24 protein-coding genes and 1 tRNA gene are annotated in these 23,586 nt (G+C 44.5%); 14 read left to right on the plus strand and 11 right to left on the minus strand.

Features of this window, described 5'->3' with window-relative positions; translation table 11 throughout:
• The first annotated feature begins 101 nt into the window (after window positions 1-101).
• A tRNA-Leu gene (locus AWV70_RS03050) sits at window positions 102-182 on the plus strand.
• A 127-nt stretch (window positions 183-309) separates the two neighbouring features.
• On the opposite strand, the gene AWV70_RS03055 is transcribed toward AWV70_RS03050, so the two are convergent.
• Window positions 310-1,023 carry a B3/B4 domain-containing protein gene (locus tag AWV70_RS03055; protein WP_060204243.1) on the minus strand — a complete coding sequence of 238 codons (714 nt, stop codon included), beginning with the start codon at window positions 1,021-1,023 and terminating at the stop codon, window positions 310-312.
• A gap of 54 nt (window positions 1,024-1,077) precedes the next feature.
• Here AWV70_RS03055 and queG point away from each other — a divergent pair, with 54 nt between their 5' ends.
• From queG to AWV70_RS24320, 4 genes are all read left to right on the plus strand, one after another.
• A complete protein-coding gene (gene queG / locus AWV70_RS03060; protein ID WP_060204245.1) occupies window positions 1,078-2,205 on the plus strand; it encodes a tRNA epoxyqueuosine(34) reductase QueG in 1,128 nt (375 codons plus the stop codon).
• Window positions 2,206-2,218: 13 nt separating this feature from the next.
• Complete coding sequence (gene trmL, locus AWV70_RS03065; protein ID WP_060204247.1) at window positions 2,219-2,692, plus strand: tRNA (uridine(34)/cytosine(34)/5-carboxymethylaminomethyluridine(34)-2'-O)-methyltransferase TrmL; 474 nt, start codon at window positions 2,219-2,221, stop codon at window positions 2,690-2,692.
• A gap of 318 nt (window positions 2,693-3,010) precedes the next feature.
• The gene (locus tag AWV70_RS03070) at window positions 3,011-3,841 is read left to right on the plus strand and encodes an aldo/keto reductase (RefSeq protein ID WP_060204249.1); all 831 of its coding nucleotides are present in this window, start codon (window positions 3,011-3,013) and stop codon (window positions 3,839-3,841) included.
• An 85-nt stretch (window positions 3,842-3,926) separates the two neighbouring features.
• On the plus strand, window positions 3,927-4,862 hold the full coding sequence (locus AWV70_RS24320) for a methyl-accepting chemotaxis protein (protein ID WP_060204251.1): 936 nt from the start codon (window positions 3,927-3,929) through the stop codon (window positions 4,860-4,862).
• Window positions 4,863-4,890: 28 nt separating this feature from the next.
• On the opposite strand, the gene AWV70_RS03080 is transcribed toward AWV70_RS24320, so the two are convergent.
• The 3 genes from AWV70_RS03080 to AWV70_RS03090 are packed head-to-tail and all read right to left on the minus strand — an operon-like array spanning window position 4,891 to window position 6,645.
• Window positions 4,891-5,745: an RluA family pseudouridine synthase gene (locus tag AWV70_RS03080; RefSeq protein WP_060204253.1), complete on the minus strand. Its 855-nt coding sequence runs from the start codon at window positions 5,743-5,745 to the stop codon at window positions 4,891-4,893.
• On the minus strand, window positions 5,742-6,218 hold the full coding sequence (locus AWV70_RS03085) for a thioredoxin family protein (protein WP_060204255.1): 477 nt from the start codon (window positions 6,216-6,218) through the stop codon (window positions 5,742-5,744). Before AWV70_RS03085 ends, AWV70_RS03080 begins: the two co-directional genes overlap by 4 nt.
• A gap of 1 nt (window position 6,219) precedes the next feature.
• Entirely contained in the window at window positions 6,220-6,645 is a 426-nt protein-coding gene (locus AWV70_RS03090) for a disulfide oxidoreductase (RefSeq protein WP_060204258.1), read from the minus strand.
• Window positions 6,646-6,776: 131 nt separating this feature from the next.
• Here AWV70_RS03090 and AWV70_RS03095 point away from each other — a divergent pair, with 131 nt between their 5' ends.
• Window positions 6,777-8,321, plus strand: a complete 1,545-nt coding sequence (locus tag AWV70_RS03095; RefSeq protein WP_060204260.1) for a carbon-nitrogen hydrolase family protein — start codon at window positions 6,777-6,779, stop codon at window positions 8,319-8,321.
• A 58-nt stretch (window positions 8,322-8,379) separates the two neighbouring features.
• Here the strand turns inward: AWV70_RS03095 and AWV70_RS03100 are convergent, their stop codons facing one another.
• The gene (locus tag AWV70_RS03100) at window positions 8,380-9,714 is read right to left on the minus strand and encodes a hemolysin family protein (RefSeq protein ID WP_201024307.1); all 1,335 of its coding nucleotides are present in this window, start codon (window positions 9,712-9,714) and stop codon (window positions 8,380-8,382) included.
• A 165-nt stretch (window positions 9,715-9,879) separates the two neighbouring features.
• On the opposite strand from AWV70_RS03100, the gene chrA reads away from it, so the two are divergent.
• The 5 genes from chrA (at window position 9,880) to AWV70_RS03125 (ending at window position 16,969) form a co-directional block, all read left to right on the plus strand.
• Entirely contained in the window at window positions 9,880-11,061 is a 1,182-nt protein-coding gene (gene chrA / locus AWV70_RS03105; RefSeq protein WP_060204263.1) for a chromate efflux transporter, read from the plus strand.
• 610 nt (window positions 11,062-11,671) lie between these two features.
• Window positions 11,672-13,411: an ABC transporter ATP-binding protein gene (locus AWV70_RS03110; RefSeq protein ID WP_060204265.1), complete on the plus strand. Its 1,740-nt coding sequence runs from the start codon at window positions 11,672-11,674 to the stop codon at window positions 13,409-13,411.
• Window position 13,412: 1 nt separating this feature from the next.
• Window positions 13,413-15,164: an ABC transporter ATP-binding protein gene (locus AWV70_RS03115; RefSeq protein ID WP_060204267.1), complete on the plus strand. Its 1,752-nt coding sequence runs from the start codon at window positions 13,413-13,415 to the stop codon at window positions 15,162-15,164.
• Window positions 15,165-15,391: 227 nt separating this feature from the next.
• A complete protein-coding gene (locus AWV70_RS03120) occupies window positions 15,392-15,613 on the plus strand; it encodes a hypothetical protein (RefSeq protein ID WP_060204269.1) in 222 nt (73 codons plus the stop codon).
• Between the two features lie 105 nt (window positions 15,614-15,718).
• The gene (locus AWV70_RS03125) at window positions 15,719-16,969 is read left to right on the plus strand and encodes an MFS transporter (RefSeq protein WP_060204271.1); all 1,251 of its coding nucleotides are present in this window, start codon (window positions 15,719-15,721) and stop codon (window positions 16,967-16,969) included.
• Window positions 16,970-17,005: 36 nt separating this feature from the next.
• On the opposite strand, the gene AWV70_RS23705 is transcribed toward AWV70_RS03125, so the two are convergent.
• Together AWV70_RS23705 and AWV70_RS03130 are read right to left on the minus strand one after the other, a co-directional pair.
• Window positions 17,006-17,158, minus strand: coding sequence for a hypothetical protein (locus AWV70_RS23705; protein WP_160327615.1), 153 nt, complete (start codon window positions 17,156-17,158; stop codon window positions 17,006-17,008).
• Window positions 17,159-17,205: 47 nt separating this feature from the next.
• Complete coding sequence (locus tag AWV70_RS03130) at window positions 17,206-17,409, minus strand: YheE family protein (RefSeq protein ID WP_060204273.1); 204 nt, start codon at window positions 17,407-17,409, stop codon at window positions 17,206-17,208.
• 70 nt (window positions 17,410-17,479) lie between these two features.
• Here AWV70_RS03130 and AWV70_RS03135 point away from each other — a divergent pair, with 70 nt between their 5' ends.
• Entirely contained in the window at window positions 17,480-17,872 is a 393-nt protein-coding gene (locus AWV70_RS03135) for a ferritin-like domain-containing protein (RefSeq protein WP_060204275.1), read from the plus strand.
• A gap of 43 nt (window positions 17,873-17,915) precedes the next feature.
• Here the strand turns inward: AWV70_RS03135 and AWV70_RS03140 are convergent, their stop codons facing one another.
• From AWV70_RS03140 to AWV70_RS03150, 3 genes are all read right to left on the minus strand, one after another.
• Complete coding sequence (locus AWV70_RS03140; RefSeq protein WP_060204277.1) at window positions 17,916-18,695, minus strand: ABC transporter substrate-binding protein; 780 nt, start codon at window positions 18,693-18,695, stop codon at window positions 17,916-17,918.
• Between the two features lie 18 nt (window positions 18,696-18,713).
• Window positions 18,714-19,736: a hypothetical protein gene (locus AWV70_RS03145; protein WP_060204279.1), complete on the minus strand. Its 1,023-nt coding sequence runs from the start codon at window positions 19,734-19,736 to the stop codon at window positions 18,714-18,716.
• Between the two features lie 70 nt (window positions 19,737-19,806).
• Window positions 19,807-20,826, minus strand: a complete 1,020-nt coding sequence (locus AWV70_RS03150; protein WP_060204282.1) for a S66 family peptidase — start codon at window positions 20,824-20,826, stop codon at window positions 19,807-19,809.
• A gap of 107 nt (window positions 20,827-20,933) precedes the next feature.
• Here AWV70_RS03150 and AWV70_RS03155 point away from each other — a divergent pair, with 107 nt between their 5' ends.
• Both AWV70_RS03155 and AWV70_RS03160 read left to right on the plus strand, forming a co-directional pair.
• The gene (locus AWV70_RS03155; protein WP_060204283.1) at window positions 20,934-21,224 is read left to right on the plus strand and encodes a hypothetical protein; all 291 of its coding nucleotides are present in this window, start codon (window positions 20,934-20,936) and stop codon (window positions 21,222-21,224) included.
• Window positions 21,225-21,226: 2 nt separating this feature from the next.
• Window positions 21,227-21,877, plus strand: a complete 651-nt coding sequence (locus tag AWV70_RS03160; RefSeq protein ID WP_060204285.1) for a hypothetical protein — start codon at window positions 21,227-21,229, stop codon at window positions 21,875-21,877.
• Between the two features lie 525 nt (window positions 21,878-22,402).
• On the opposite strand, the gene AWV70_RS03170 is transcribed toward AWV70_RS03160, so the two are convergent.
• On the minus strand, window positions 22,403-23,056 hold the full coding sequence (locus AWV70_RS03170) for a nuclease-related domain-containing protein (protein ID WP_060204289.1): 654 nt from the start codon (window positions 23,054-23,056) through the stop codon (window positions 22,403-22,405).
• Window positions 23,057-23,586: the final 530 nt, after the last annotated feature.

The raw sequence follows: 23,586 nt of genomic DNA on the forward strand, positions 1-23,586 counted from the left end.
TAGCCAAGCGGTAAGGCACGGGTCTGCAACACCCTTACCACCGGTTCGATTCCGGTTGCCGCCTCCATATTTCATGTATGCTGTAAGTAAATTGTTATTATGCCCGAGTGGTGGAATGGCAGACACGTCGCACTCAAAATGCGATGCCGCGAGGCGTGCCGGTTCAAGTCCGGCCTCGGGTATCCACTTCGAAAAGATGCAACCATGGTTGCATCTTTTCTTTTTTCCAAATTCGCTCAAACGTAAAACGCTCCTTCCGCTTTCACGGATAGGAGCGTTTTCTATGGATTGACATCGTATTACTTACTCTTATAACTTGTATGGATCTACGCTGTTCAATAAAAGGGAAGCGTCTTCTCTATCAACCACATAGCAAGAAGCCTCTCCGCCGCTTATAGACGTGAACATATTACCGCATGCTGTTGTCAGTTGTAGAGCTTCATCCCTGCCCATTGAAGGGCGGATGAAAAGGACATGCAGCGCATCCTTTGTCTCTTCAGTGACAGCCGTTCTAATGGAGTCCACAAATGGGCTGCCGAAAGGACTGTACTCATCTTTTAATTGAAGAATATTGCGCAGCGAATTGAAACGGCCGTTCAATCCTTCATACCCATCTTCCTCCTCTCCTAAGGTCAATTGAATGTCTCCGACCGTTTTAGCTAAGTCATAAATGCCTGCCGGAATTTCATACTGGAGCGAAAAAAAGGTGTTGAGGTCAACCGCTGTATGGGCGGTAGGCAAGAAATTCTGCTTCTTAATCCTTCGGTAAAGAGCTTCCACAGAAGGCCGGTATCGATTTGGATCTGCACCAAAAGCTTTCCATGTCTCTCTCCATTCCTTAATGCCTGGAAAGTCGTTGAAAGGTTTGGTGTCCAATTCGAAATAGAGCTGTTCCTGAAATAATTGGAGTCTCCCTTTTAGCATTTGAGGAGATTCCGACACAGTAATTTTGGTATAATGGATAATGCCCAATTTCAAGTCGGGCATCCGTTGAAAGAGATTTTCATCTATATGTAATTTCATGATAATCACCTTTTCATCTTTTTATCAATCCTACCATAAAGGAGGCGGAACGTTGTGAATGTCGCTCAGCTACAGTCAGCCATAAAAGAATATGCAGCTACTATCGGCATCGATAAAATCGGCTTTACGACCGCAGCCCCTTTTCTTGAATTAAAAAACCGTTTACGGCGTCAACAGGAATTGGGCTATCAATCCGGTTTCGAGGAAAGTGATGTTGAAAAGCGGACGGAACCGATATTGTTGCTTGATCGAGCGGAGAGCATCATTTCCATAGCCATCGCATATCCTTCCAAAATGACAGATGCACCAAAAGGAAAGAAAGGGGAACGGCGCGGCATTTTCGCGAGAGCGTCCTGGGGGATGGATTATCATCACGTCCTCCGCGAAAAGTTGCAACTCCTTGAAACATACATTTCCGAAAAGATGCCGAATGCCACAATGCGGTCGATGGTGGATACAGGAGAGCTTGTCGACAGGGCAGTGGCCGAACGAGCGGGAATCGGCTGGTCTGGTAAGAATTGTTCAGTCATCACCCCTGAATTTGGCTCGTATGTCTATTTGGGCGAGATGATTACGAATATCCCGTTTGAGCCTGATGTTCCGATGGAAGATCAATGCGGAGATTGCACACTTTGTTTGGATGCATGTCCTACCGGGGCTTTGATTCAAGGAGGGCAGCTCAATGCTCAGCGGTGCATCGCCTTTTTGACACAGACAAAAAAGCCGGTTCCTGAGGAATTCCGAGCAAAAATCGGGAACAGGGTATATGGCTGCGATACATGCCAAACAATTTGCCCGAAAAATAAAGGGAAGTACAATCTTCATCAGCCGGCATTCCAGCCGGAGCCTGAATTGGCGAAGCCACTGCTATTGCCGATGCTTAGTTTGTCGAACCGTGAATTCAAGGAGACTTATGGGCATATGTCAGGTTCTTGGAGAGGCAAGAATCCGATACAGCGGAATGCCATCCTTGCACTTGCACACTTCAAGGATGAGACGGCCGTGCCGACATTGGCGGAACTGCTTGTAAACGATCAACGACCTGTCATTCGCGGCACAGCTGCATGGGCACTCGGACAGATCGGAACGAGCGAAGGTATAGAGGCAATTGAATTGGCAATACAGAAGGAAGAGGATCCCGACGTACGGTTCGAGATGGAAAAAGTATTAGATACTATTTAAAGGAAGTGCTGAAATGGCTATACATGTCGCATTATTTGAGCCGCTGATTCCAGCGAATACCGGGAACATCGCCCGTACATGTGCTGGGACGGGAACGAAGCTTCATTTGATTAAACCGCTCGGATTTTCCACTGATGATAAAATGCTTAAGCGTGCAGGTCTGGATTATTGGCAATATGTCGATATCACATATCATGAGGGGATCCAAGAGTTTTTTGACGCCTATCCGGGAGCGGAGTTTTTCTTCATTACAAAATTTGGGGAAAAGACCTACTCGGACTTTGACTTTTCGGATCAATCTAAGGATATTTTTTTCGTTTTCGGAAAAGAGACGACAGGGTTGCCTGAAAAAGTGATTGAACAGAACAAAGAGCAATGCCTGCGCATCCCGATGAATGATCACATCAGATCGCTGAATTTATCCAACACAGCTGCAATCCTCATTTATGAAGCGTTGCGGCAACAGTCATTTTTAGAATTAAAATAAAAAAACGGGACAGCCATCTTGTGGCATGTCCCGTTTTTATGATTTCTTATTTTTTCACTTTACCTGGTTTATCTTCGTATCCACCTGTAAGAATCGCCGATAGGAATGCAAAGCAAACACCCATGATAAGGATAAGATTCATCAAATGTACCTCCTGTAAAATCAATAGTCCTGCATATAGTATACCCCAAACCAAATTAAATTGAAATGACTGGATCTAAAAATTGTGTCAATCCGATTAACAATGAAAACCGCCTATTCGTCAAAGTTGCAGATAACAGGTACAATGAACATAAAACCAGCAAGGAGGAATGCAGGATGAATTATTTCGACGGCAAGGTGACATTATCAAACGGGGTGGAAATGCCCCAGCTTGGCTTAGGCATTTACAAGATGACTGATTCCGTGGAGACAATACAAGCGATTCTCTATGCATTGAAGGTTGGTTACAAGGCTATTGACACAGCGGCAATCTATGAAAATGAGAAAGAGACGGGCGAGGCAATCCGGCAATCGGGCATTCCGAGGGAGCAGTTGTTCATCACTTCTAAAGTGTGGAACACCGACCAAGGGTATGACGCGACACTAAAAGCGTTCGAAGCCTCTTTGGAACGGCTTGGAATGGATTATTTGGATCTTTATTTGACCCACTGGCCGGTTGCAGAAACATTTGTGGATACATATCGTGCAATCGAGCGCCTCTATGATGAAAAACTGATCAGAGCTACAGGCGTATCCAATCATCATATCCACCATCTGGAGAAGGTTTTCAACGTTGCCAACGTGAAGCCCATGGTGAATCAAATCGAATTGCATCCTCGGCTCACACAGGAGCCTTTGCGAAACTTCTGCAATGAACACGGCATCATCGTCACTTCCTGGTCGCCACTAGCAAGAGGAGGGCTCATGGACGAGCCGACTTTAGAGCAAATCGGGTTGAAGTACGGAAAGACGCCAGCTCAAGTCATTATCAGATGGCATCTTCAACATGGATTGGTTGTCATTCCGAAATCGGTTACCCCGGCACGGATCCAGTCTAACATTGATGTAAAAGACTTCGAGTTGGCCCCGGAGGATATGATGAAGATTGACGCATTGAATCGCGATGAGCGGACGGGAACCAATCCAGAGAAATTCGATGAAGTATGAAAGGTCCTTTCGACCCCATGACGTTCTTCCTGGTAATTACGAAAATATGCTATAATGTGAATAGAGCGAGTGGGGAGGAATGACCTTGTTTAAACGGAAAAGAAAAGTTGTTAACGATGAGCAATTCCAATCGGAAATGGAAAGAATGAAATTGGAATATGCCGATAAAGAAGAGGAAGAAAAGCAGCGTCTGCTTGATTTGCGTGAAGAATTAGCAGCAGCGGTTCAACAACATGAAAAGGTGAATTCACAGCACAATATACTTGGTGAAGCGGTCAGTCAAATAGAGAAGAAGTTTGATAATGTCGGAGAGTTAAGTGACAGGACATCGGGAAAATCGAATGATCTTTTCGAAAAGGGCAGATCGTTGGAAACAAAAGCGTTACGAATGGTCGATGAGGCATCGGAAGGAACGAAGGAAGTACATGGTACTGCGGAAGTGATCAAAGAATTAGGTGTGCAGATCCAAGCTTCGGAGAAGAATATGTCCAATCTGAGTGAGCGGTCTGTTGAAATTCAGTCGATTGTAGGTGTCATCGAGGATATTGCCGCACAGACGAATTTATTGGCACTCAATGCTTCGATCGAAGCTGCCCGTGCTGGGGATTCCGGTAAAGGGTTTGCTGTGGTCGCACAGGAAGTGAGAAAGTTGGCTGAGAGCACTTCAGATAGCACAGCCAATATCCAAACATTGACGAGCGCACTGCGTGAGGAGATTGAACAAGCTTTGGCGTCGACTAAGAAAAGTGCTGCACTCGTTGAGAAAGGCATTTCCGTCAGTATGGAAACGGCAGCAAAAATTGAGCGGATTCTTGGAACGGTCGAAGAAAGCCAAGGAGACATCACTTCAATTCAGGAAATGATTGAAGAGCAAAAGAAGCTCTCCGAAGAAGTGAAGCGGGAATTATCCGATGCGACTACATTATTTGCGGAAGCACACGCACTGATCCTCGAACATATTGAAGACGCGAAAGAAGTGGACTTGCGTCTTGAAAACGGCATCTATCAATTATCAAATTAAGTAAAACCGCGGAAAACTCCGCGGTTTTTTAGTTGGCTTCAATTGTTGTCTGTTCTTCAGTAAATGGGTGGATAAAGGAAACCTTCTTTGCAACTAAACGATAGTCGCCATCCGCGGTTTCACTCCCGCCATAAAGTGTATCGCCCTTGACGGGATGCCCGATATGAGAAAAATGAACGCGGATCTGATGGGTTCTGCCCGTTTCAAGACTGGCTTCCACAAGCGTCGCTTCATCGTCCCGTTCAATGACTCGGTAACGGGTGACGGCATCTTGCCCACCTGGGGAGACACGGCGTCTCGTCGGATGGTGGCGGTCCCGTCCGATCGGATATTGAAGCGTTCCTCTCATCCGCTTTACACGTCCATCAACTTCCGCGTGATAGATGCGCGTGATGGCACGTTCTTCGATCATCCTATCAAAAACCGCTTTTGCAATCGGATGCTTCGCAACAAGGACAATGCCGGCAGTACCTTTGTCCAGGCGATGGATATGCTCTGCATAGGCTCCACCGGCCTTTGAGACATGCGCCATGATGGCATTCATGAAAGTCCCGCCTTCATCATGCTCATCTGGATGGGTGGCGATCCCAGCCGGTTTCAAAGCGGCAATGATATGTTCATCCTCAAATAGGACGGAAACTGTACGATTCTCGTCCGGCTTATACGACGATCCGGCGTCCTTGAAATGAAAGACCAATTCCGTCCCTGCTTTCATTGGGGACCGCCACTCGACGGGTTGTCCGGCTGTATCGGTGACCGCCTTTTCCATCCTCATTTGATGGACAGTCTTTTTGCCGGCATTCCATTTATTCCGAAGGATGTCCTCGATCGTCAGGTCGTCTTGGATAACTTGATAGCGGAACGTAGTTACTTGTCCCGTCATTGCTTATCGTACTCATCGAAGAAAGCACGGATATCTTCCTCGGGATTTACCGGTAAACCGACGGAGCGGTTAACTTCTTTTCCGTCCTCATAATGGATTAATGTCGGCCATGATGTGATGCCGTATGGCTGCGATTCGTTGCCGAATTCCATCATATTGTATTGGTATACATGAATCCCTTTTTCTTTCGCAATCGGCATGAGGATCGGCGTCATCTGCATGCAATACGGGCAGTCTGGAGAAAAGAAGTACGCCGTGACTGACTCTCCCGAAGAGATTTTTTCATAAAGTTCGTCCGGCATGACGATATTGCTGTAATTTTCATTACCAAGCAAGTCGATCGTTGCCTGTTTAAGTTTCTTTGTTCCGTATGGATTGTCCTTCAACTTTTCTTTGTTGGCTTGATTATTCAAGACAATGATTAAAGCGAAGATGGCGACGATGACACCGCCGATAATTAGTAATTTTTTCAATTTAGTTAGACTCCTTCTGCCATTTTAATAAAAAGATACTTGCGATGAGGATCAGTACAAATGCCGTCAAAGCCATGAACGGTATTGTAATGAATCCAAGATAGTTCACATACTGGCCTGTACAGGAAACATTTCCACAAGCCGGAGCACTGTCTTGCAAAAAGCTCAGTTTCTGGATTCCATAGTGATATACTGAGATGGAACCGCCGACAATTGCAAAAACAGCTGTCGTCAATGCGGTTTTTGCATTTTTCTGGAATAAAGCGACACCCGTCATCAAAACGATCGGATACATAAGGATTCGTTGATACCAGCATAGAGTGCAAGGTTCATAACCCTTCACGATAGAAAAATACAAAGATCCGAATGTTGCGATGAGGGATATGGTGAAAATGAAAACAAGACCGTTTTCCAACCGTTTGTGCATAATGTCAACTCCTGTTTCTAAGACTCCACTTTGATTATACGGTGTGGGTGTATTCATGTAAAATAATCGGAATCACATGACTTTTCCTAGTCAATTATGGGTACATATTATGTAGAAAGGATGAACTATGGATGAGTGAAGAAATTGATTTATCATCATTTGAAATGAGCATGATCATCCGAGAGATGAAAGAGGATGACATCGAAAAAATATTGGATATGCAGGAGGTCTGTTTTCCCGGCATGGAGCCGTGGGAGGAGGAGCAACTGAAAAGCCATCTGGCTATCTTTCCGGAAGGACAATTCGTCGCTGAGCTAGATGGGGAAATTATCGGTTCTTGTTCAAGCTTGATCATCAATTTTGATGAATACGATGACCGGCATTCCTGGGACGATATTTCCGCGAAAGGCTATATTACGAACCACAATCCAGAGGGCTATAATCTATACGGAATCGAAGTGATGGTCCATCCTGAATACAGAAGGATGAAAGTTGGACAGCGTCTGTATGAAGCGAGAAAAGAGCTTGTTCAACGATTGAATTTGAAATCGATCATCATCGGCGGCAGGATTCCGAATTATCACCGGTATGCTGACGAAATGACGGCGCGCGAATATGTAGAGGCTGTGACTCGGCATAAAATCTATGACCCTGTCCTCACATTTCAGCTATTGAATGATTTTTCGCTTATGCGGATCAATCCGAACTACTTGCCCGACGACAAAGCGTCCAAAAGATATGCAACGTTGATGGAATGGAATAATGTCGATTATAAGGCGACGACGAAGCGGCATTATAAGACGAGCTACCCAGTCCGGATATGCGTCGTCCAGTATTTGATGAGGAAAATATCATCGTTCGAGGAAATGGCCAATCAATGTGAATACTTTGTGGACGTCGCGTCTGATGCAAGTTCGGATTTCGTCGTCTTTCCTGAAATATTTACGACGCAACTTATGTCCTTCTTGGACGAGCCTTCGCCGAGCAGGGCAGTGCGGAAGATGGCAGAGTATACACCGCAGTACATTGAAATGTTCACGAACCTTGCCGTGCGCTACAATGTGAATATTATAGGAGGCTCCCATTTCGTCGAGGAAGAGGATGAAGAGATATACAATATCGCTTATCTATTCAGACGGGACGGTTCAATCGAGAAGCAATACAAAATCCATATTACTCCGAATGAACGGAAGTGGTGGGGAATCAGCCAGGGCGATGAAGTCCAAGTATTCGACACCGACTGTGGAAAAATCGCCATCCAGGTCTGTTATGACATCGAATTCCCGGAGCTTGCACGAATCGCAACGGACAAAGGGGCAAATATCATCTTCACTCCGTTCTGTACGGAAGATCGCCAAGGCTATTTGCGCGTCCGGTATTGTGCACAGGCCCGTGCGATTGAAAATCAGATTTACACAGTCATTTCCGGAACGGTCGGTAATTTGCCGCAGACGGAAAACATGGATATCCAATATGCGCAGTCAGCCATCTTTTCTCCGTCCGATTTCGAATTTGCAAGGGATGGCATTGTTGGAGAAACGAATGCGAATTTGGAGACGGTGTTGATTGGTGATGTGGATCTTGAAATTTTGCGAAGACAGCGCCAAGATGGGACAGTAAAACAGTTGAAAGACCGTAGGCATGATGTGTACCGTGTGGAGTACAAGAAAGGCTAATATGCACAAAACGGCATCCCCTTTGAAAGGGGGATGCCGTTTACTCATATCTATACGATTACGCCTCAATCTGCAAGTCAGCAGAGTCGTCTGTTTTTTCATTTTTCATGACTTCCAAGTAAAGGATATGATGGCCTTCAACGTCTTTCACGGTGAATTCATAGCCTTGTTCAATAATTTTTTCACCAGGAACTGCTTCGAAGCGTTCGGACATGAACCATCCGCCGATTGTATCGATATCCTCTTCATCGATATCAATATCAAGTACATCGTTAACACTTTCGATTAACATTTTGGCATCCAAAATATAATGATGATCATTGATTTTCTGTACTTCAGGCACTTCATCCATATCGAACTCGTCTTGGATTTCTCCAACGATCTCTTCTAATATATCTTCGATTGTCACCAGTCCGGAAGTTCCGCCGTATTCATCCATAAGAATGGCCATATGGATCCGTTCACGTTGGATTTTAAGCAATAGATCACCAATTGCCATCGATTCGATGACCCGGATGATCGGTTGCATATATTCACTGACAGGCTGATCTCCTGTTGTAGGATCTTTAATATACGCTGTCAATAGATTTTTCATATTCACCAAGCCGATGACATGGTCTTTATCACCGTCTGTGACGGGGTATCTTGTGAATTGCTCGACGCCCATCATTTCAAACATTTCCCTCAATGTGACGTCTTTCTCAATCGTCATCATTTCAGTACGAGGCACCATGATTTCTTTGGCAAGGCGATCATCGAACTCAAATATCTTGTTGACAAACTTATATTCCGACTGGTTGATTTCGCCACCTTTGAGGCTGTCAGATAAAATCATCCTCAATTCATCCTCGGAATGGACCATTTCTGATTCTTTAGCCGGTTTGAAACCGAAAAGGCGGATAATCGCACGTGCCGATCCGTTCATCCCTTTAATGACAGGGTACATGATCACGTAAAAAAATACGAGCGGTTTCGCAGTTGCGAGCGTAATGGCTTCCGCCCGCTGGATGGCGATCGTTTTAGGAGCCAATTCACCTACTACCACATGTAAAAATGTTACGACGGTAAATGCGATGATGAAAGAAAGGATGGTCGCAGCATTCGGGGCAATGTCAAATTGGGCAAATACCGGCTTCATAAGCAGTTTGACGGTCGGTTCGCCTAGCATACCGAGTCCTAAAGCAGTTATCGTGATTCCCAATTGACAAGCTGATAAATACTCATCGAGATTGCTGATGATTTTTTTTGCCGTAATCGCCCGGCGGTTCCCTTCCGCAACAAGCTGGTTGATCCGTGTTGTTCGTACTTTCACTATTGCAAATTCACTCGCAACAAAAAATGCGGTGAGTGCGATCAAGGCAGCAAAGGCTGCCAATCGTATGGCAATTTCCAAATAAGTTTACTTTGTTCCGCACCCGAATGAGGGGTAGAACAAAGTGCACACCTCCTGTAATGTTAAAATGGGTAATTAAGATAATGATAAATTATTTACAAGAAAAAAACAAATGGTTTTGTCTATGTCATATATAATAGATAAAGTATGTTCGGAGGTGTAGTTATGAGGAAGCGGAAAAGTGCATTTGAAATTTTGCGCACATCATTGCTGCTTGGGCTGACTTCCTTTGGAGGTCCCGCAGCACATATCGGTTATTTCCGAGATGAATATGTGAAGAAAAAGAAATGGCTCGACGATAAAATGTATGCGGATATCGTGGCGTTATGTCAGTTCCTGCCGGGTCCTGCAAGCTCGCAAGTCGGAATTGCAATCGGATTAATGAGAGGCGGTATACTCGGAGGGATTCTTTCCTGGATCGGTTTCACATTGCCGTCCGTGTTGTTGTTAATGGCATTTGCCTGGCTTATTTCGTCGACAGCCACGTTCGACATTGGATGGATCAAAGGGTTGAAGATTGTTGCGGTCGCTGTCGTCGCGCATGCATTGGTTGGGATGAGCAAGTCGTTGACGCCTGATCGGCCGAGAATAATACTTGCTCTTGCTGCGGCTGTCCTGACATTATTGGTTCCGACAGCGATAGGCCAAATCGCTATTATCATAGGGGCAGGATTTATCGGTTATGCGTTATATCGAAAGGAAAAGGCGCCGAAGCCCGAAACAATCGATCTTTCATTCGGAAAGAAAACGGGATTGGCGGCATGGGCGGTTTTTATCTTGCTGCTTATCATCGTTCCAGCGATCAGAACTTTCATTGAAAATACGTTCCTAGCGATATTTGATATTTTCTATCGGGTCGGTTCAATCGTTTTCGGCGGAGGGCATGTCGTCTTGCCGATGCTTGAACGGGAAGTCGTGCCAGCGGGCTGGATGGATGCCGAGACATTCATCGCAGGATACGGGGCGGCACAAGCCGTACCGGGGCCGCTCTTCACATTGTCCGGCTATTTGGGGCAGCTGATGAATGGACCGTCGGGGGCTGCGGTTGCGGTAATTGCGATGTTCCTGCCATCCTTTCTTCTAGTCATCGGCACATTGCCATTTTGGTCCGCAATCCGTTCAAAGCCTGGCATTCAAGCGGCGTTGAAAGGAGTAAATGCAGCAGTTGTCGGAATCTTGCTAGCGGCACTGTATGATCCCGTGTTTACTAGCTCGATCGGTTCTTCCGTAGATTTTGGAATCGCCATCATCGCTTTCGGCCTATTGATGTATTACAAAATGGCCCCATGGCTTGTTGTATTGATCACAGCGGCATTAGGTGCGCTCTCCTATCTACTGGTTGGGTAATACATACGTGATACGTAGTGTGCATACAATGAAAAATGCCAGGAAACCTGCTCCTGGCATGCCCGTTTCTATATATACTTTGCCGTGGGGTTCAGTTGATGAACTTTGCCGAACATCACATGCAACCGATAGTAGACCACATCATTTCTACTTTGAAGTGGTATGTTGTTCATTACCCGATTGCAGTGTAATAAAACAAACAATGTAAATTGTGCAGAAATGTATTGACAAATGGAAATTATCAGTGGTATTGTTGAATTATTCGAAAATCGAAATAGTGAGGAAGGTGCGGAAAATGAAAAAAGTCCTTGTTATCAAAAAACAATCAAATATGAATCCCGTGCTGACCTGCTCTTTCTCTATTCTATGAAATGCACCAGGGCGGCATGACTTAGTCGTCCCTTTTTTTGAGCACACGCTTATGTTAAAAGGCGTGTGCTTTTTTGTCTTTAGAAAGAATATTTGGTGTTTCCACGTTACTGTGTGAAATATAAAAAACGAAGGAAAGGAGTGCTGATTATGAAAATTGTCAATCAGCAACGGAAACTATTAAAGAAGGAATCTCTCGAAAGTGGATAGTTTACAGAATTGAAGGAAGAAGGTTGAAAGTATGTTTTCGGTTTTATTTAAACTAAAGTGGTTTTTCAAGGAAAACCGCAAAAGGTATACGGTGGCTCTAATCCTCTTAATGGTGGCGAATGTACTCGTCATTTTACCGCCATGGTTGATCGGTCAGGCGATTGATGCTATTTATACGAGGACGATGACGACACATCTGCTTGCACTTTTTATTGGAGCAATGTTTCTCATCATGCTTGTCGCGTATGTTGGCAACTTCGTTTGGCAATACCAGCTCTTCGGTGGGGCATATGTCATTGAACGGCAATTAAGAACGCGGCTCATACGCCATTTCCTGAAGATGACGCCGACGTTTTACGAGAAAAATAAAACGGGCGATCTGATGGCGCGTTCGACGAATGATCTCCGCGCCATTTCAGAGACGGCCGGTTTTGGAATCATGACGCTCGTCGACTCGACTGCGTATTTAGGGACGCTCATCATTACGATGGGATTCGTCGTTTCATGGAAACTGACGCTAGCGGCAATCTTGCCGTTGCCGATTTTGGCTTTCATTTTGCAAGTGCTCGGAAAGAAAATCCATGAACGGTATATGACGGCACAAGAGGCGTTCGGAGATTTGAATGATAATGTGCTTGAGGCGGTGGCGGGTGTCCGCGTCGTCCGCGCTTATGTACAGGAACGTGCTTCGGAACAACGGTTTGCAGATATGACGGAAGATGTATATAAGAAGAACATGCACGTAGAAAAGATCGATGCGCTGTTCATGCCGTTTTCGAAAGTGTTGACGGCATTGACATATATGATTGGGCTCGGGTACGGGGCGTTTTTAGTTTCAACCGGTGAAATTACGTTAGGGAATCTCGTTACATTCAATGTCTATTTGGGAATGATCGTCTGGCCGATGTTTGCAATCGGCGAGTTGATCAACGTGTTGCAACGCGGGAATGCTTCCTTGGATCGCGTCATGGAGACGCTTAATTACGAGGAAGATGTAAAAGATCCAGATGTACCGGCAGATATCGATCAGCCTGAAAGCGTCGGCTTCAATGATGTCAGCTTCACATATCCGATGTCGCACGCGGTCAATTTGGATCATATCGAACTCCAATTGGACCGGGGGCAGACGCTCGGCATCGTCGGGAAGACGGGAAGTGGGAAAACGACGTTCGTTAAGCAGCTGCTACGTGAATATCCAGCTGGTGACGGGGAAATCGTCTTTTCGGATATTGCCCTCCATTCCTTGAAGAAGGATCAAGTCCGCGATTGGATTGGATACGTGCCTCAAGATCACGTGCTCTTTTCGCGTTCCGTCCGAGATAACATCCTGTTCGGGCGTCCGGAAGCGACAGAAGAGGATATTGCGGAATCAATCCGTTTATCCTATTTTGAAAAGGATTTGCAAATGCTGCCAGCTGGACTTGATACACTTGTCGGTGAAAAAGGTGTAGCGTTATCTGGAGGTCAGAAGCAGCGGATCTCCATTGCTCGGGCACTAGTGAAAAATCCTGAAATCCTTATTCTGGATGACTCGTTGTCCGCAGTCGATGCGAAGACGGAAGCGAAGATCATCGAGAATATACAATCGGAACGTTCTGGGAAAACGACGATTATTACGACGCACCGCCTATCCGCCATTCAACATGCGGATTGGATCATCGTGCTTGATGACGGTCGTGTCATTGAAGAAGGAAGACATGAAGACTTGCTTGCGAAAAACGGATGGTATAAAGAGCAATTCGACCGCCAGCAGATTGGGGAGGTTGAATAATATGAGTACTGGAAAACGTTTAGTGCAGTATGCGCTTGATTATAAGAAGCTATTGATTACAGGAATTATCCTTCTCGCTTTCGCTGTGGCAGCGGACTTGATGGGACCGATGATTGCGAAGAAAATCATTGACGATCATATTGCGACTTCGCTTGATAAGTCGATCAATTTTACACCGATCGCCAAGTTGCTCGCTGTATTTTTCGGGCTAGCGGTAGTGACAGCAATTTTGAGGTATTTCCAATATTTGTTGCTGCAAAATGCGGCCAATCGGATAATCCAGAAGATGAGGAACGAATTGTATGGACATATCCAGACATTGCCGATCCGCTATTTCGATAATCTGCCTGCAGGGAAGGTCGTCGCGCGGATTACGAATGATACGGAAGCGATCCGGAATTTGTATGTGACGGTCGTTTCACAGTTTGCGATCAGCGGCATGTATATGCTGGGGATTTTCATCGCACTCTTTTATTTGGATCCGAAAATGGGGGCGATCACGCTTTTCGTCTTGCCAGTTCTATATATTTGGATGAAGTTATATAGAAGATTCGCCGCAAAAGTGAATCACATCATCCGGAGCAAAAACAGTGAAATGAATGCGATGATTAATGAATCGATCAACGGGATGACGATTATCCAGGCGTTTCGCAGGGAAAAGCAGATGGATGGCGAATTCAATGAATTGAATGATGAGCATTATAAGTACCAAAGCAAATTATTGAAAGTCGAAGCAGCGACGTCCCATAATCTCGTCGACATTATCCGTTCGTTGGCTTTCGTCTTTCTGATCTGGTATTTCGGCGGCGCTTCGTTGTCAGCTGAGAGCGTCATTTCTGTCGGGATGCTTTACGCATTCGTCGATTATATTACACGGCTATTCAACCCGATTACAGGGGTCGTCAACCAGTTCGCACGACTCGAGCATTCCCTCGTAGCAGCGGAACGCGTCTTCAGCTTGATGGACCGCCAAGGGGAGCCGGTCAGTGATGAGAAAATCGCTCGTTACCGCGGAAATGTCCGTTTTGAAGATGTGTGGTTTGCTTATAAAGATGAAGAGTACGTGTTAAAGGATATTTCATTTGAAGCGAAGCAAGGGGAGACCGTGGCGCTTGTCGGCCATACAGGCTCCGGGAAGAGTTCCATCATGAACTTGCTGTTCCGTTTCTATGACGTATCGAAAGGGAAAATCACGATTGATGGAATGAATATCGGGAACATGTCGCGCCAGACGATACGCGATCATATGGGAATCGTTTTGCAGGATCCGTATTTGTTCAGCGGAACGGTAGAATCGAATATCAGCCTAGGCGACGCCCGTATTTCACGTGAAAAAGTTCAAGACGCGCTCGATGCGGTCGGCGGCGACCGGGTGCTGAAGCATTTGCCGGGCGGGATTGACGAGCCGGTCGTAGAGAAGGGAAGTACGCTTTCATCGGGCCAGCGTCAGCTTATTTCATTCGCACGCGCGCTTGCTTTCGACCCGGCCATCTTGATATTGGATGAAGCGACTTCTAATATCGATACGGAAACCGAGGAAATCATCCAGCACGCTATGGATGTGTTGAAGAAAGGTCGGACGACGTTCATTATCGCCCACCGTCTGTCGACGATTAAGAATGCAGACCGCATTTTAGTGCTAGATCGCGGTGAAATCGTCGAGCAAGGCAATCATGATGAATTGCTCGCGCTTGGCGGACAATATGCACAGATGTATAAATTACAGGCGGGGAACGGATCAAGCGTTGGCTAATATATAAATTGGGGCTGTCACGGAAAGTCGAGAAAATGACTTTCTGTGACAGTTTTTTTGTCGTGTGGAGCGTCAGCGTCTAAAGTGAGTGGCCGCTCGCCCGTCCAAAGCGATCCGTCTCGCGCTGATAATGATCTGTTCCGCCAAGTTTGCTGAAACTTTCATGATGTCGAACCATAAATGAAATAAGGAACAGTAGCTCAGGGAAAAGAAAAGGGGTGAATGCAGTGAGAAAATTTATTGTGAAGGAATGTCCGAAATGTGGCAGCCATGAGATTGGGAGAGGTAAGCAATCGGGCTATGCAGGGGTGACGCCTTACGAGAAAATGGGATTTAACCATAGTCTGGTGCATATAATTTGCACGGATTGCGGATGGGTCATCGGAAGTTATGTAGAAAATCCGGCGGCTTTCAAGAAGACTGTAAGTGAATACAACCGTGGCATTTAGCGGAATGAAAGCACAGATTAAAATGAAAATTCCATTGCGAAATATTTCGTTAACACGTATATTTAGAGTGTCGAAGTATTTTGTCATGGAAAGTTGGAAATGTGAATGAGATGGATTAGGGAATGGGGACGCAAATTTACCTCTTTTAATAGGAATGTTAGGCTTTTTATTATCGGGAATGCGCTAATCCAAATCGGGATGGGCGTTTTCATGGTCATGTACAATTTATACATACGAGAGCTCGGGATGCCGGAAACAGTGAATGGGAAAGTCATTTCCATGACCGCAATGGCTTCTGCAATCATGCTTGTCCCTGCAGGCTTTTTGAGCGATCGATTCGGTCGGAAATGGATGATCGTAGGCGGGGCCGTATTGACGGTGACGACGCTGTTCTATCGTGGGATTGCAGTTTCGGAGACGCCGATCATTGCAGCGGCATTTTTGACGGGTTTATTCATGGCATTCGTCCAAGTTTCAGGTATCCCATTTCTTGCAGAAAATTCTTCTCCATCCGAAAGGGTCAAGCTTTTCAGCGTCAACTTTGCTATTGTAACAATCGCCAACGTTATTGGGAGTTTAGCAGGTGGAATTATTGCAGATGCATTGGAAACTGTATTGAAAATCAGTACTGCTGAGGCGATACGGTATGCTTTGCTTTTAGGTGCAGTCATTTTTACAGTTGGTTTACTTCCTTTATTCAAACTACAGGAGAAACCAAAGGAACCCGTCAAAGTGAAAACGGAACGCAGTACAACGGTCGATGATGATAGCTTCAAACGGAATCTCATCGTCATATTCCATTTTTCATTCGCAAGCTTATTGATTGGTTTCGGCTCTGGTTTAGTCATTCCATATTTAAATTTGTATTTTGCGAATCGTTTTGACGCTTCCAATTCCTATATCGGACTTGTTTTATCATTAGGATCAGCTATGACTGCGGTCGCAGCTATGATCGGTCCCGCGCTGTCACGGAAAGTTGGCAAGGTGAGGGCGATTATCTTATTCCAAGCGTTGTCGATCCCTTTCCTGCTATTGACGGCATATACGACCTCGTTATGGTTAGCTTCACTAGGATTCTTGCTTAGACAGGCGCTTATGAACGCTGGCAACCCGATCCAAAGTGCTGTCGCGATGGAAGTTGTGTCCGACAAATACAAAGGACTTGCCAATTCAATGAATCAGATGGTATTCAATCTTGGGTGGGCAACGATGGGTTCAGTCGCGACAGGTTTAGTCGTAGCACACGGATCCTATTGGGGCTATGCGTACGCCTTTACAATTACGGCAGGACTGTATATTGTATCGTCATTCTATTATTATTTCATTTTTGGTAGAAGAAAATTAGCTGGCGAATAAAAAAGGGCAGATCCCAATACTGGAATCGCCCTTTTCTTATTCGCCTCGTCTGTACTGAGTTTCTTTCCAAGCGTTTTGCTCATTTGGTACCCGGCTTTTATCCTCAAAGACGTTTTCAGTTTTCTGGTTTTGCACTTCCAACTGTTCTTTTTCTTTCTGCAATTGTTCAGGGGTTTTTTCCTTATCCATATCCATCGCCTCCTTATCGTGGGATAGTATGGACGGAAATCATTCTGTCATTCATAAACGTGGAATGTCATCAGCTCGTGGATCATTTTTTTGACGTTTTCTTCGTCTGTTGGCGTTTCGCCAGTCCATTCAATAGTGCCATCTGGTTTATAGTCTCCAGTGAAACGTTCGTTTTTATAAAAGAATGAAAACGTCCAACCAGGCAAACTGCCACCCGCAAACATCGGTTTATAGCTAAAATGCTGAAGCAATTGAATCGCTCCTTTCATAGACAAGCGCCCGTCCGCATAAAGTGTACAAAATACGCGAAAGGGTGCTGACGTGTTTGTCGATAAATTAAAGCAAGCCATAGAGGATGAATACAAGGACTACTATTTTTACAAGTCCATGTATGAGAAAACAGACGATCCGCTTTGGCGGGACTTCATCCAACATGCATATGAGGATGAAAAAAGCCATTATGAAATGTTTCAACAACTCTATTATATTATGACGGGGACATTTGTTCAAAATCCGAAGAAGCCGATTCCGTGCTACAACTTCAAACAGTGTGTCAAACAGGCGCTCGTCGATGAGCTGGATGCGGTGGAGACGTATAAGGAAATGCTATTGACCGTTCCCATTCAGCAAGCATACAATCCAATATTCATTGCCATGCATGATGAAATGGAGCATGCGATCCGGATGTCGACGATCTATAATTCATTAAGGTAAATAAAAACACGAGACCATCTTTACGATGCTCCCGTGTTTTTTGTTATATCGTTAGATACTGGTGGAAATAGCGGGCGGCCTCTACCATCCTCGGCCCGTACCAGAACATTTCCCCATCGACGAGGACCGGTTCAGTTTCCGGCATCATGTCCAAAAACTCTTTAAAATGTTTTTCCTTAAACGGAAAGGGCTCTGATGCGAGCAAAACGTAATCCAATTCCGCTTTTTGAAAATCGTCGGCTGTAACGGCGGGATACCTGCCATCCGATTCGGTAAATGGATTGACGAATCCCATCTTTTCTAATAACGAATTGATGTATGTATCTTTCCCGACGGCCATATACGGTTTTCTCCAAATGACGTAGCCGATACGCTTACCAGCTGCTTTTGGCAAGGAGGTGAATTGGTGTTGGATAGAGTTAATTAACTGTGCGGCAGCATCATCCCGATCCGTCAGGGCTCCCATCTCCTCGATCATCTTGTATGCCTCATCTACCGATTGGACTTCGGCGACATACACGGGGAAGAATTTCTCCAGTTCCTCTACGATTTCTTTCGTGTTTTCCTCTTTTTCAACGATGATGAGATCTGGCTGAACGTCCCGTATCGCATCTAGCTTGATGTCCTTTGTTCCTGCCACGGCAGGTATCTGTTCCACCTTGCCTTTCGGGAAGATGCAAAATCGGGTCCGCCCGACGATGTTCTCTTCTAGGTCAAGAGCAAATAATGTATCCGTTATACCCGGACATAATGAAACGATTCGTTTTGGCGGGAAGCTAAAAGTGATGTTTCGCCCGACCCGATCTACAACAGTTTTATTCAAAACTTTGCTTCATTCCTTTCATACGAAGAACTTTGCTGCTACCTTGGCTACATCTTCAGGAGCTTTCAATGACAAAGGTTCTCCATGCAAGTGATTGAAAACATTCATATCGCTTGTCTCAAGCATCCCGATTGTCATCCGGGGAATCAAACGGAAATGGACTTTCTCGCACGTCTGCTTGTTCACTGGAATGAGAAGCGCAGCATTGAAGCTTTCCAATCCGTTTTCCTTGAAATAGCTGAAGAAACGGAGAAGGCTTTTCGCAAGATCATCATAGCTTTCAGTAGCCAGTTCATTGAAAGAATCCGCTTCAAAAACGCCGATGAAGTCGCAATGGCCCTTAGGAGCATAAGCGTGCATCCAGTTTATGTTGCCTTCTTTTCCGATCCAGCGTTCGTTCAGCTTGCTTTCTTCAGAAATAAGTGAAGTAAAGTAGTTCCTTCCTTCATTTTCATAATAAGCATGACTGTTTGACGTGATGGTTGCTTGATAATTCGTCGGTTGCTCGGATGCCAACACATGGATATGCGGATGAAGGATACTTCCTCCTGATGGCGGCAAGTAGTTCCAATTGACGGAGACATACTCGGTTTTTTCATCAAACTCCAGCACATTTTGGATATACTGATGAGCGGCTTTAAAAGCATCTGCAATAAGCGCTTCCGTAAATTCCTCGAGCTTCACATAATGTTGGTTGGACATGCGGACAACTGCATTATGCTTGCTGTAGGGGAATAAATTCGGGAAAACGACCGCTTCCTTGCCGACAAATCGTCCGCCCTCTACAAGTTCATCAGGGAAACGGGGTGTGATTTTAGATACGTTTTCAGCGCAGAAAGGGCATTTTTCGCCTTCCGTCGCCTTGGCAAGCTCGGAATAATTCTTCGGCACGAATGGAGCGCCTGGATCGAAAATGATTCGGGACGTTTCACCAGTTAACGGATCGAATCTGATTTCTGTTTTTCTGTCAATCAACTTCCCGTCTTGCATTGGATCATGGAATGTGAAAAACTCTTCATATTTGTGAAATGAAATTGGCATCGCCATACTCCCCCTTAAAAACATCTTTCTTCCATTCTATCCTTAACTGACAGAAAAGTCAGCTTGTTGATTAGCGAAATGTAGTTAGTATGCGGCCTTTTCCTTTTTCGACAATCACATGACCGTGTGCCCCATTTACAAATGTTATTTGCGGTGGAACATGTCCAACATCAGCGTCGTAAATAACTGGCAATCCAGTCAACTCTTTTATTCTTTCCATTGAATCCAATACAGTAAATCCGCCGACTTCTTGACCAGCAGGGGAACGGCCGAAGATGATTCCAGCTGCATTTTCAAACCATCCTGCATAGACAAACTGAAGCATTGATCTATGGAAATCAGCAGCGTTCAATTCGCAGTTCTCGAAATACCACAAAATCGGTTCATCATTCAGGAATTTTTTCTGGAATGAAGCAATATTGCCATAAGGAGTTCCAACGAGATGGCGAATCGTATCAACACAGCCGCCTAACAATCGGCCTTCCAATTCGATGTTCGTTGAACCAACCACTTTCCATTCAGTTGGCGAATCCAATTTATATACATAAGGATCATTCGGGGCCTCGTGCTGCCATTTGGATTGGAACTGTTCAGATGAATGCTGTTCAATACTTGATCCTTCGTGAGCTTTTAGTACATTCAAGAACTGACTTGCTACAGGCTCCCATTCATCGCTCCGCAATTCAACGAAGTTTGGGCCATGCGCGGTCGCAATGCCGGTTTTGACTGTCATCGCAAATAGGAAGGTGCTCAAATCCGAATAGCCTAAAATCCACTTCGGATTAATTTCTTCCCAATCGATCAGCGGCAGTATTTCCATCAAGATTTCCCCGCCCCATGGAGGAATAATTGCACTGATTTCTGGATTATGGAACATGGCCATCAGCTCCGTAGCTCGGATTTCTTTCGCTGCTGAAGCGGCTTTATTTTGCGTCCACACAGTTTCACCGACGTCTACCTTGAACCCCCTTTTTTCAAATTGTTGTTTCGCATCATGGACAAGATGGTGAAGGACTTTATCAACACCAGACGACGGGGCTGTCACGCCAATCGTATCTCCTTGTTGCAATGGTTTTGGATAGCGGATCATAAGAATCACTCCATTTTCTTTCATAATATATGGTAAGATTGTTGTATAGTAGTTTATCAAGAATTCTCTAAATTGTCCCGAACTATTTCTAGAGGAGGGAAGAGGGCTTGTTGAAATATAAAAAGATGTTTGCGTTGAGTGTCATCCTTGCAGTTGTTTCCGCATTTATCCTGCCGCGAACTGAATATGGATTCGGATGGCCGTTTGTATGGATGGAATACTATGGACACGCTCCGATTACATTTGCAGCTGAACTATTTCATCCAAACCATTTCGGAGATGTATTCTTCCACTTATGGAATCTGCTCTTAGGGGCATTGCTTATTTATGCTGTACTGTTATTGATGTACAAAGGTTTGAGTAAATTAAATAAAGATGCAGAGATAGGGGAAAAGTGAAGATGATCAAGTCTGCTACATTATATTCAAATAACATAAAAGCATTACGACGTTTTTACGGAAATGTCTTGGAATTAGATATGACGGAGTCGACACTAGAACAGTTCACAATTAGAATCGGCGAATCACATCTTACATTCAAACAGACAGACAAACCGGCCTTTTATCATTTCGCTATCAATATCCCGGGCAATCAATTTTCCATGATGAAATATTGGATAACGGACCGTATCACGCTAAACCGTGAAGAAGGACGGGATGAAGTGTACTTTCCGAGCTTTGACGCGGATTCAATGTATTTTGAAGACCCAGCCGGCAATATTGTCGAATTGATTGGACGACGAAAACGTGATCTTTTTGGAGACCTGACAAAGGAATCGTTCCTGAACATTAGCGAGATCGGCATAGCGACTCCGCATGTCGTCGAAGTGGGCGACGAACTGCAAGATCTCGGGATCCCTCTGCGCAACGGAACCGAAGTGGAGCCGGATGAGCTGAATTTCCTTGGACGTGGAGATAACTTCATCGTTCTTGTTCCGCCAGGCCGCCGCTGGTATTTTTCAAAAAAAGTATCGGAAGTATATCGGCTTGAACTGACTTGGAATGATACGCATATCAAATTGGATGACGAAGGAAAGTTATCTTCTGAATAAATACAATCAAGCCGATTGCAAATTCCAGCAATCGGCTTGATTTGTGATATGCGCGAGTTCGAAAGCGATTTTATAATCACTTGCTGTGGTTAATAATCAGTCGACAAGCTTTATGATCACAACTGTACGTTTTAATGAACGCGGAAAGCTTTTCGTTCAAAAAAGTTCATCATCGTGCTTAATGATTTTGACAAGTTATGATTATATTTATAAAGTGAATCTTATGTTACGTAAAGGGCTCTCTAAAATATATAGCCGTTTTACGGGCACCTTTCATTTGGAGACCGGATTTTTGTAATAACCGTTTTGAAACGTGACGGTCTTCAATGCAGCCAAATGACTGGAAATTGCTATTTGTAATTTTTTTATCTATTAGGTAGAACCATTCATCAATTGATTGTTCATGGCAGTCCGCGGCACGGAAGTTGCACACAGTACAAGTCCATCTTCTCTTTTTCCACTTCATTCCACGACGTTCGCATTTCGGGCAAATGACACCTGGCAAGATATCGTGTTTATGTATGTTCATCTTTGGTGCCAGCGGAAATGGATTGTACTCCTGGTGTCTCTTATCAATTCATCTGCAATTTTACTGATTTCTGTTTTCCCGAATTTCTCACTTTCGGGAGAACATCTGTATAGCAGAATCGGGATTTCATGATTGAAAACTATTGTTGTACATGTTTCTTCCTCGATGTACAGTTCGTTTGTGAATGCCAGACCAACCATCGTTCTTATCGGTAAAGCGATTCCCCGTTCCTTCAGCCATCTATTGAGGAATATTTTCTTTCGATCAAGCTCTGTAATCGGATTTTGAATTACTTTTCGTTGGCTATTGTTTTCCTGAATAAACTGTGTAGGATTGGCCTTAACTATAATTTTGCCAGCTAGATTTTTGATTTCAAAAATGATGATATTTGCAGGAGTGATCAAGAGCGAATCCATTTGAAAGAAGATGCCATCCTGTTTGAGGCAGACATCGTGCAGCAAACCATATGGATAAGTGGGTCGAAACTCATTAATATGTCTGTCGAAATTTTCCTCGCCTGCAAATCCTGCTTCTCTTTTTCGTAAATCTTCTACGATTCTGGTGTAATGTTGATGATTGTTCGGTAACCTTTTCAATAAGGATTGCAAACCGAGGATCGCCAATGGTTTATTCCGTTTTTTAAACAGCATTGTATCACCTCTCTTAGAGAGTACCATATATGGCATATGTGAATAATTTTCAAAACGCGTGATAACTCGTTTTTTGGAGGGAATTGGGGGCTGAAATTTAATTATGAACGCATTTCCAGGACTGAAAATTTATTTCTTGTTTTAAAGTTTTTTGCATGCTCGCAGGCGATTGAAATGTATTTGAATATGTAATTTGTGAGAAATGCTTTTGCACATTATAAAAACGAGATGTGATATAAGCATGCTTCATGATTTATGATCACTCGCAAGGTTATATGATCACTTGTCATGACTTATGATCACTCGCAAGGTTATATGATCACTTGTCATGATTTATGATCACTCGCAAGGTTATATGATCACTTGTCGAGATTTATGATCACTCGCAAGGTTATATGATCACTTGTCGAGATTTATGATCACTCGTGAGGTTATATGATCACTTGTCATGATTTATGATCACTCGCAAGGTTATATGATCACTTGTCGAGATTTATGATCACTCGCAAGGTTATATGATCACTTGTCGA

The sequence above is a fragment of the Sporosarcina koreensis genome, from assembly GCF_001531445.1.
In the GTDB taxonomy this organism is placed as follows: Bacteria; Bacillota; Bacilli; order Bacillales_A; family Planococcaceae; genus Sporosarcina; species Sporosarcina koreensis_C.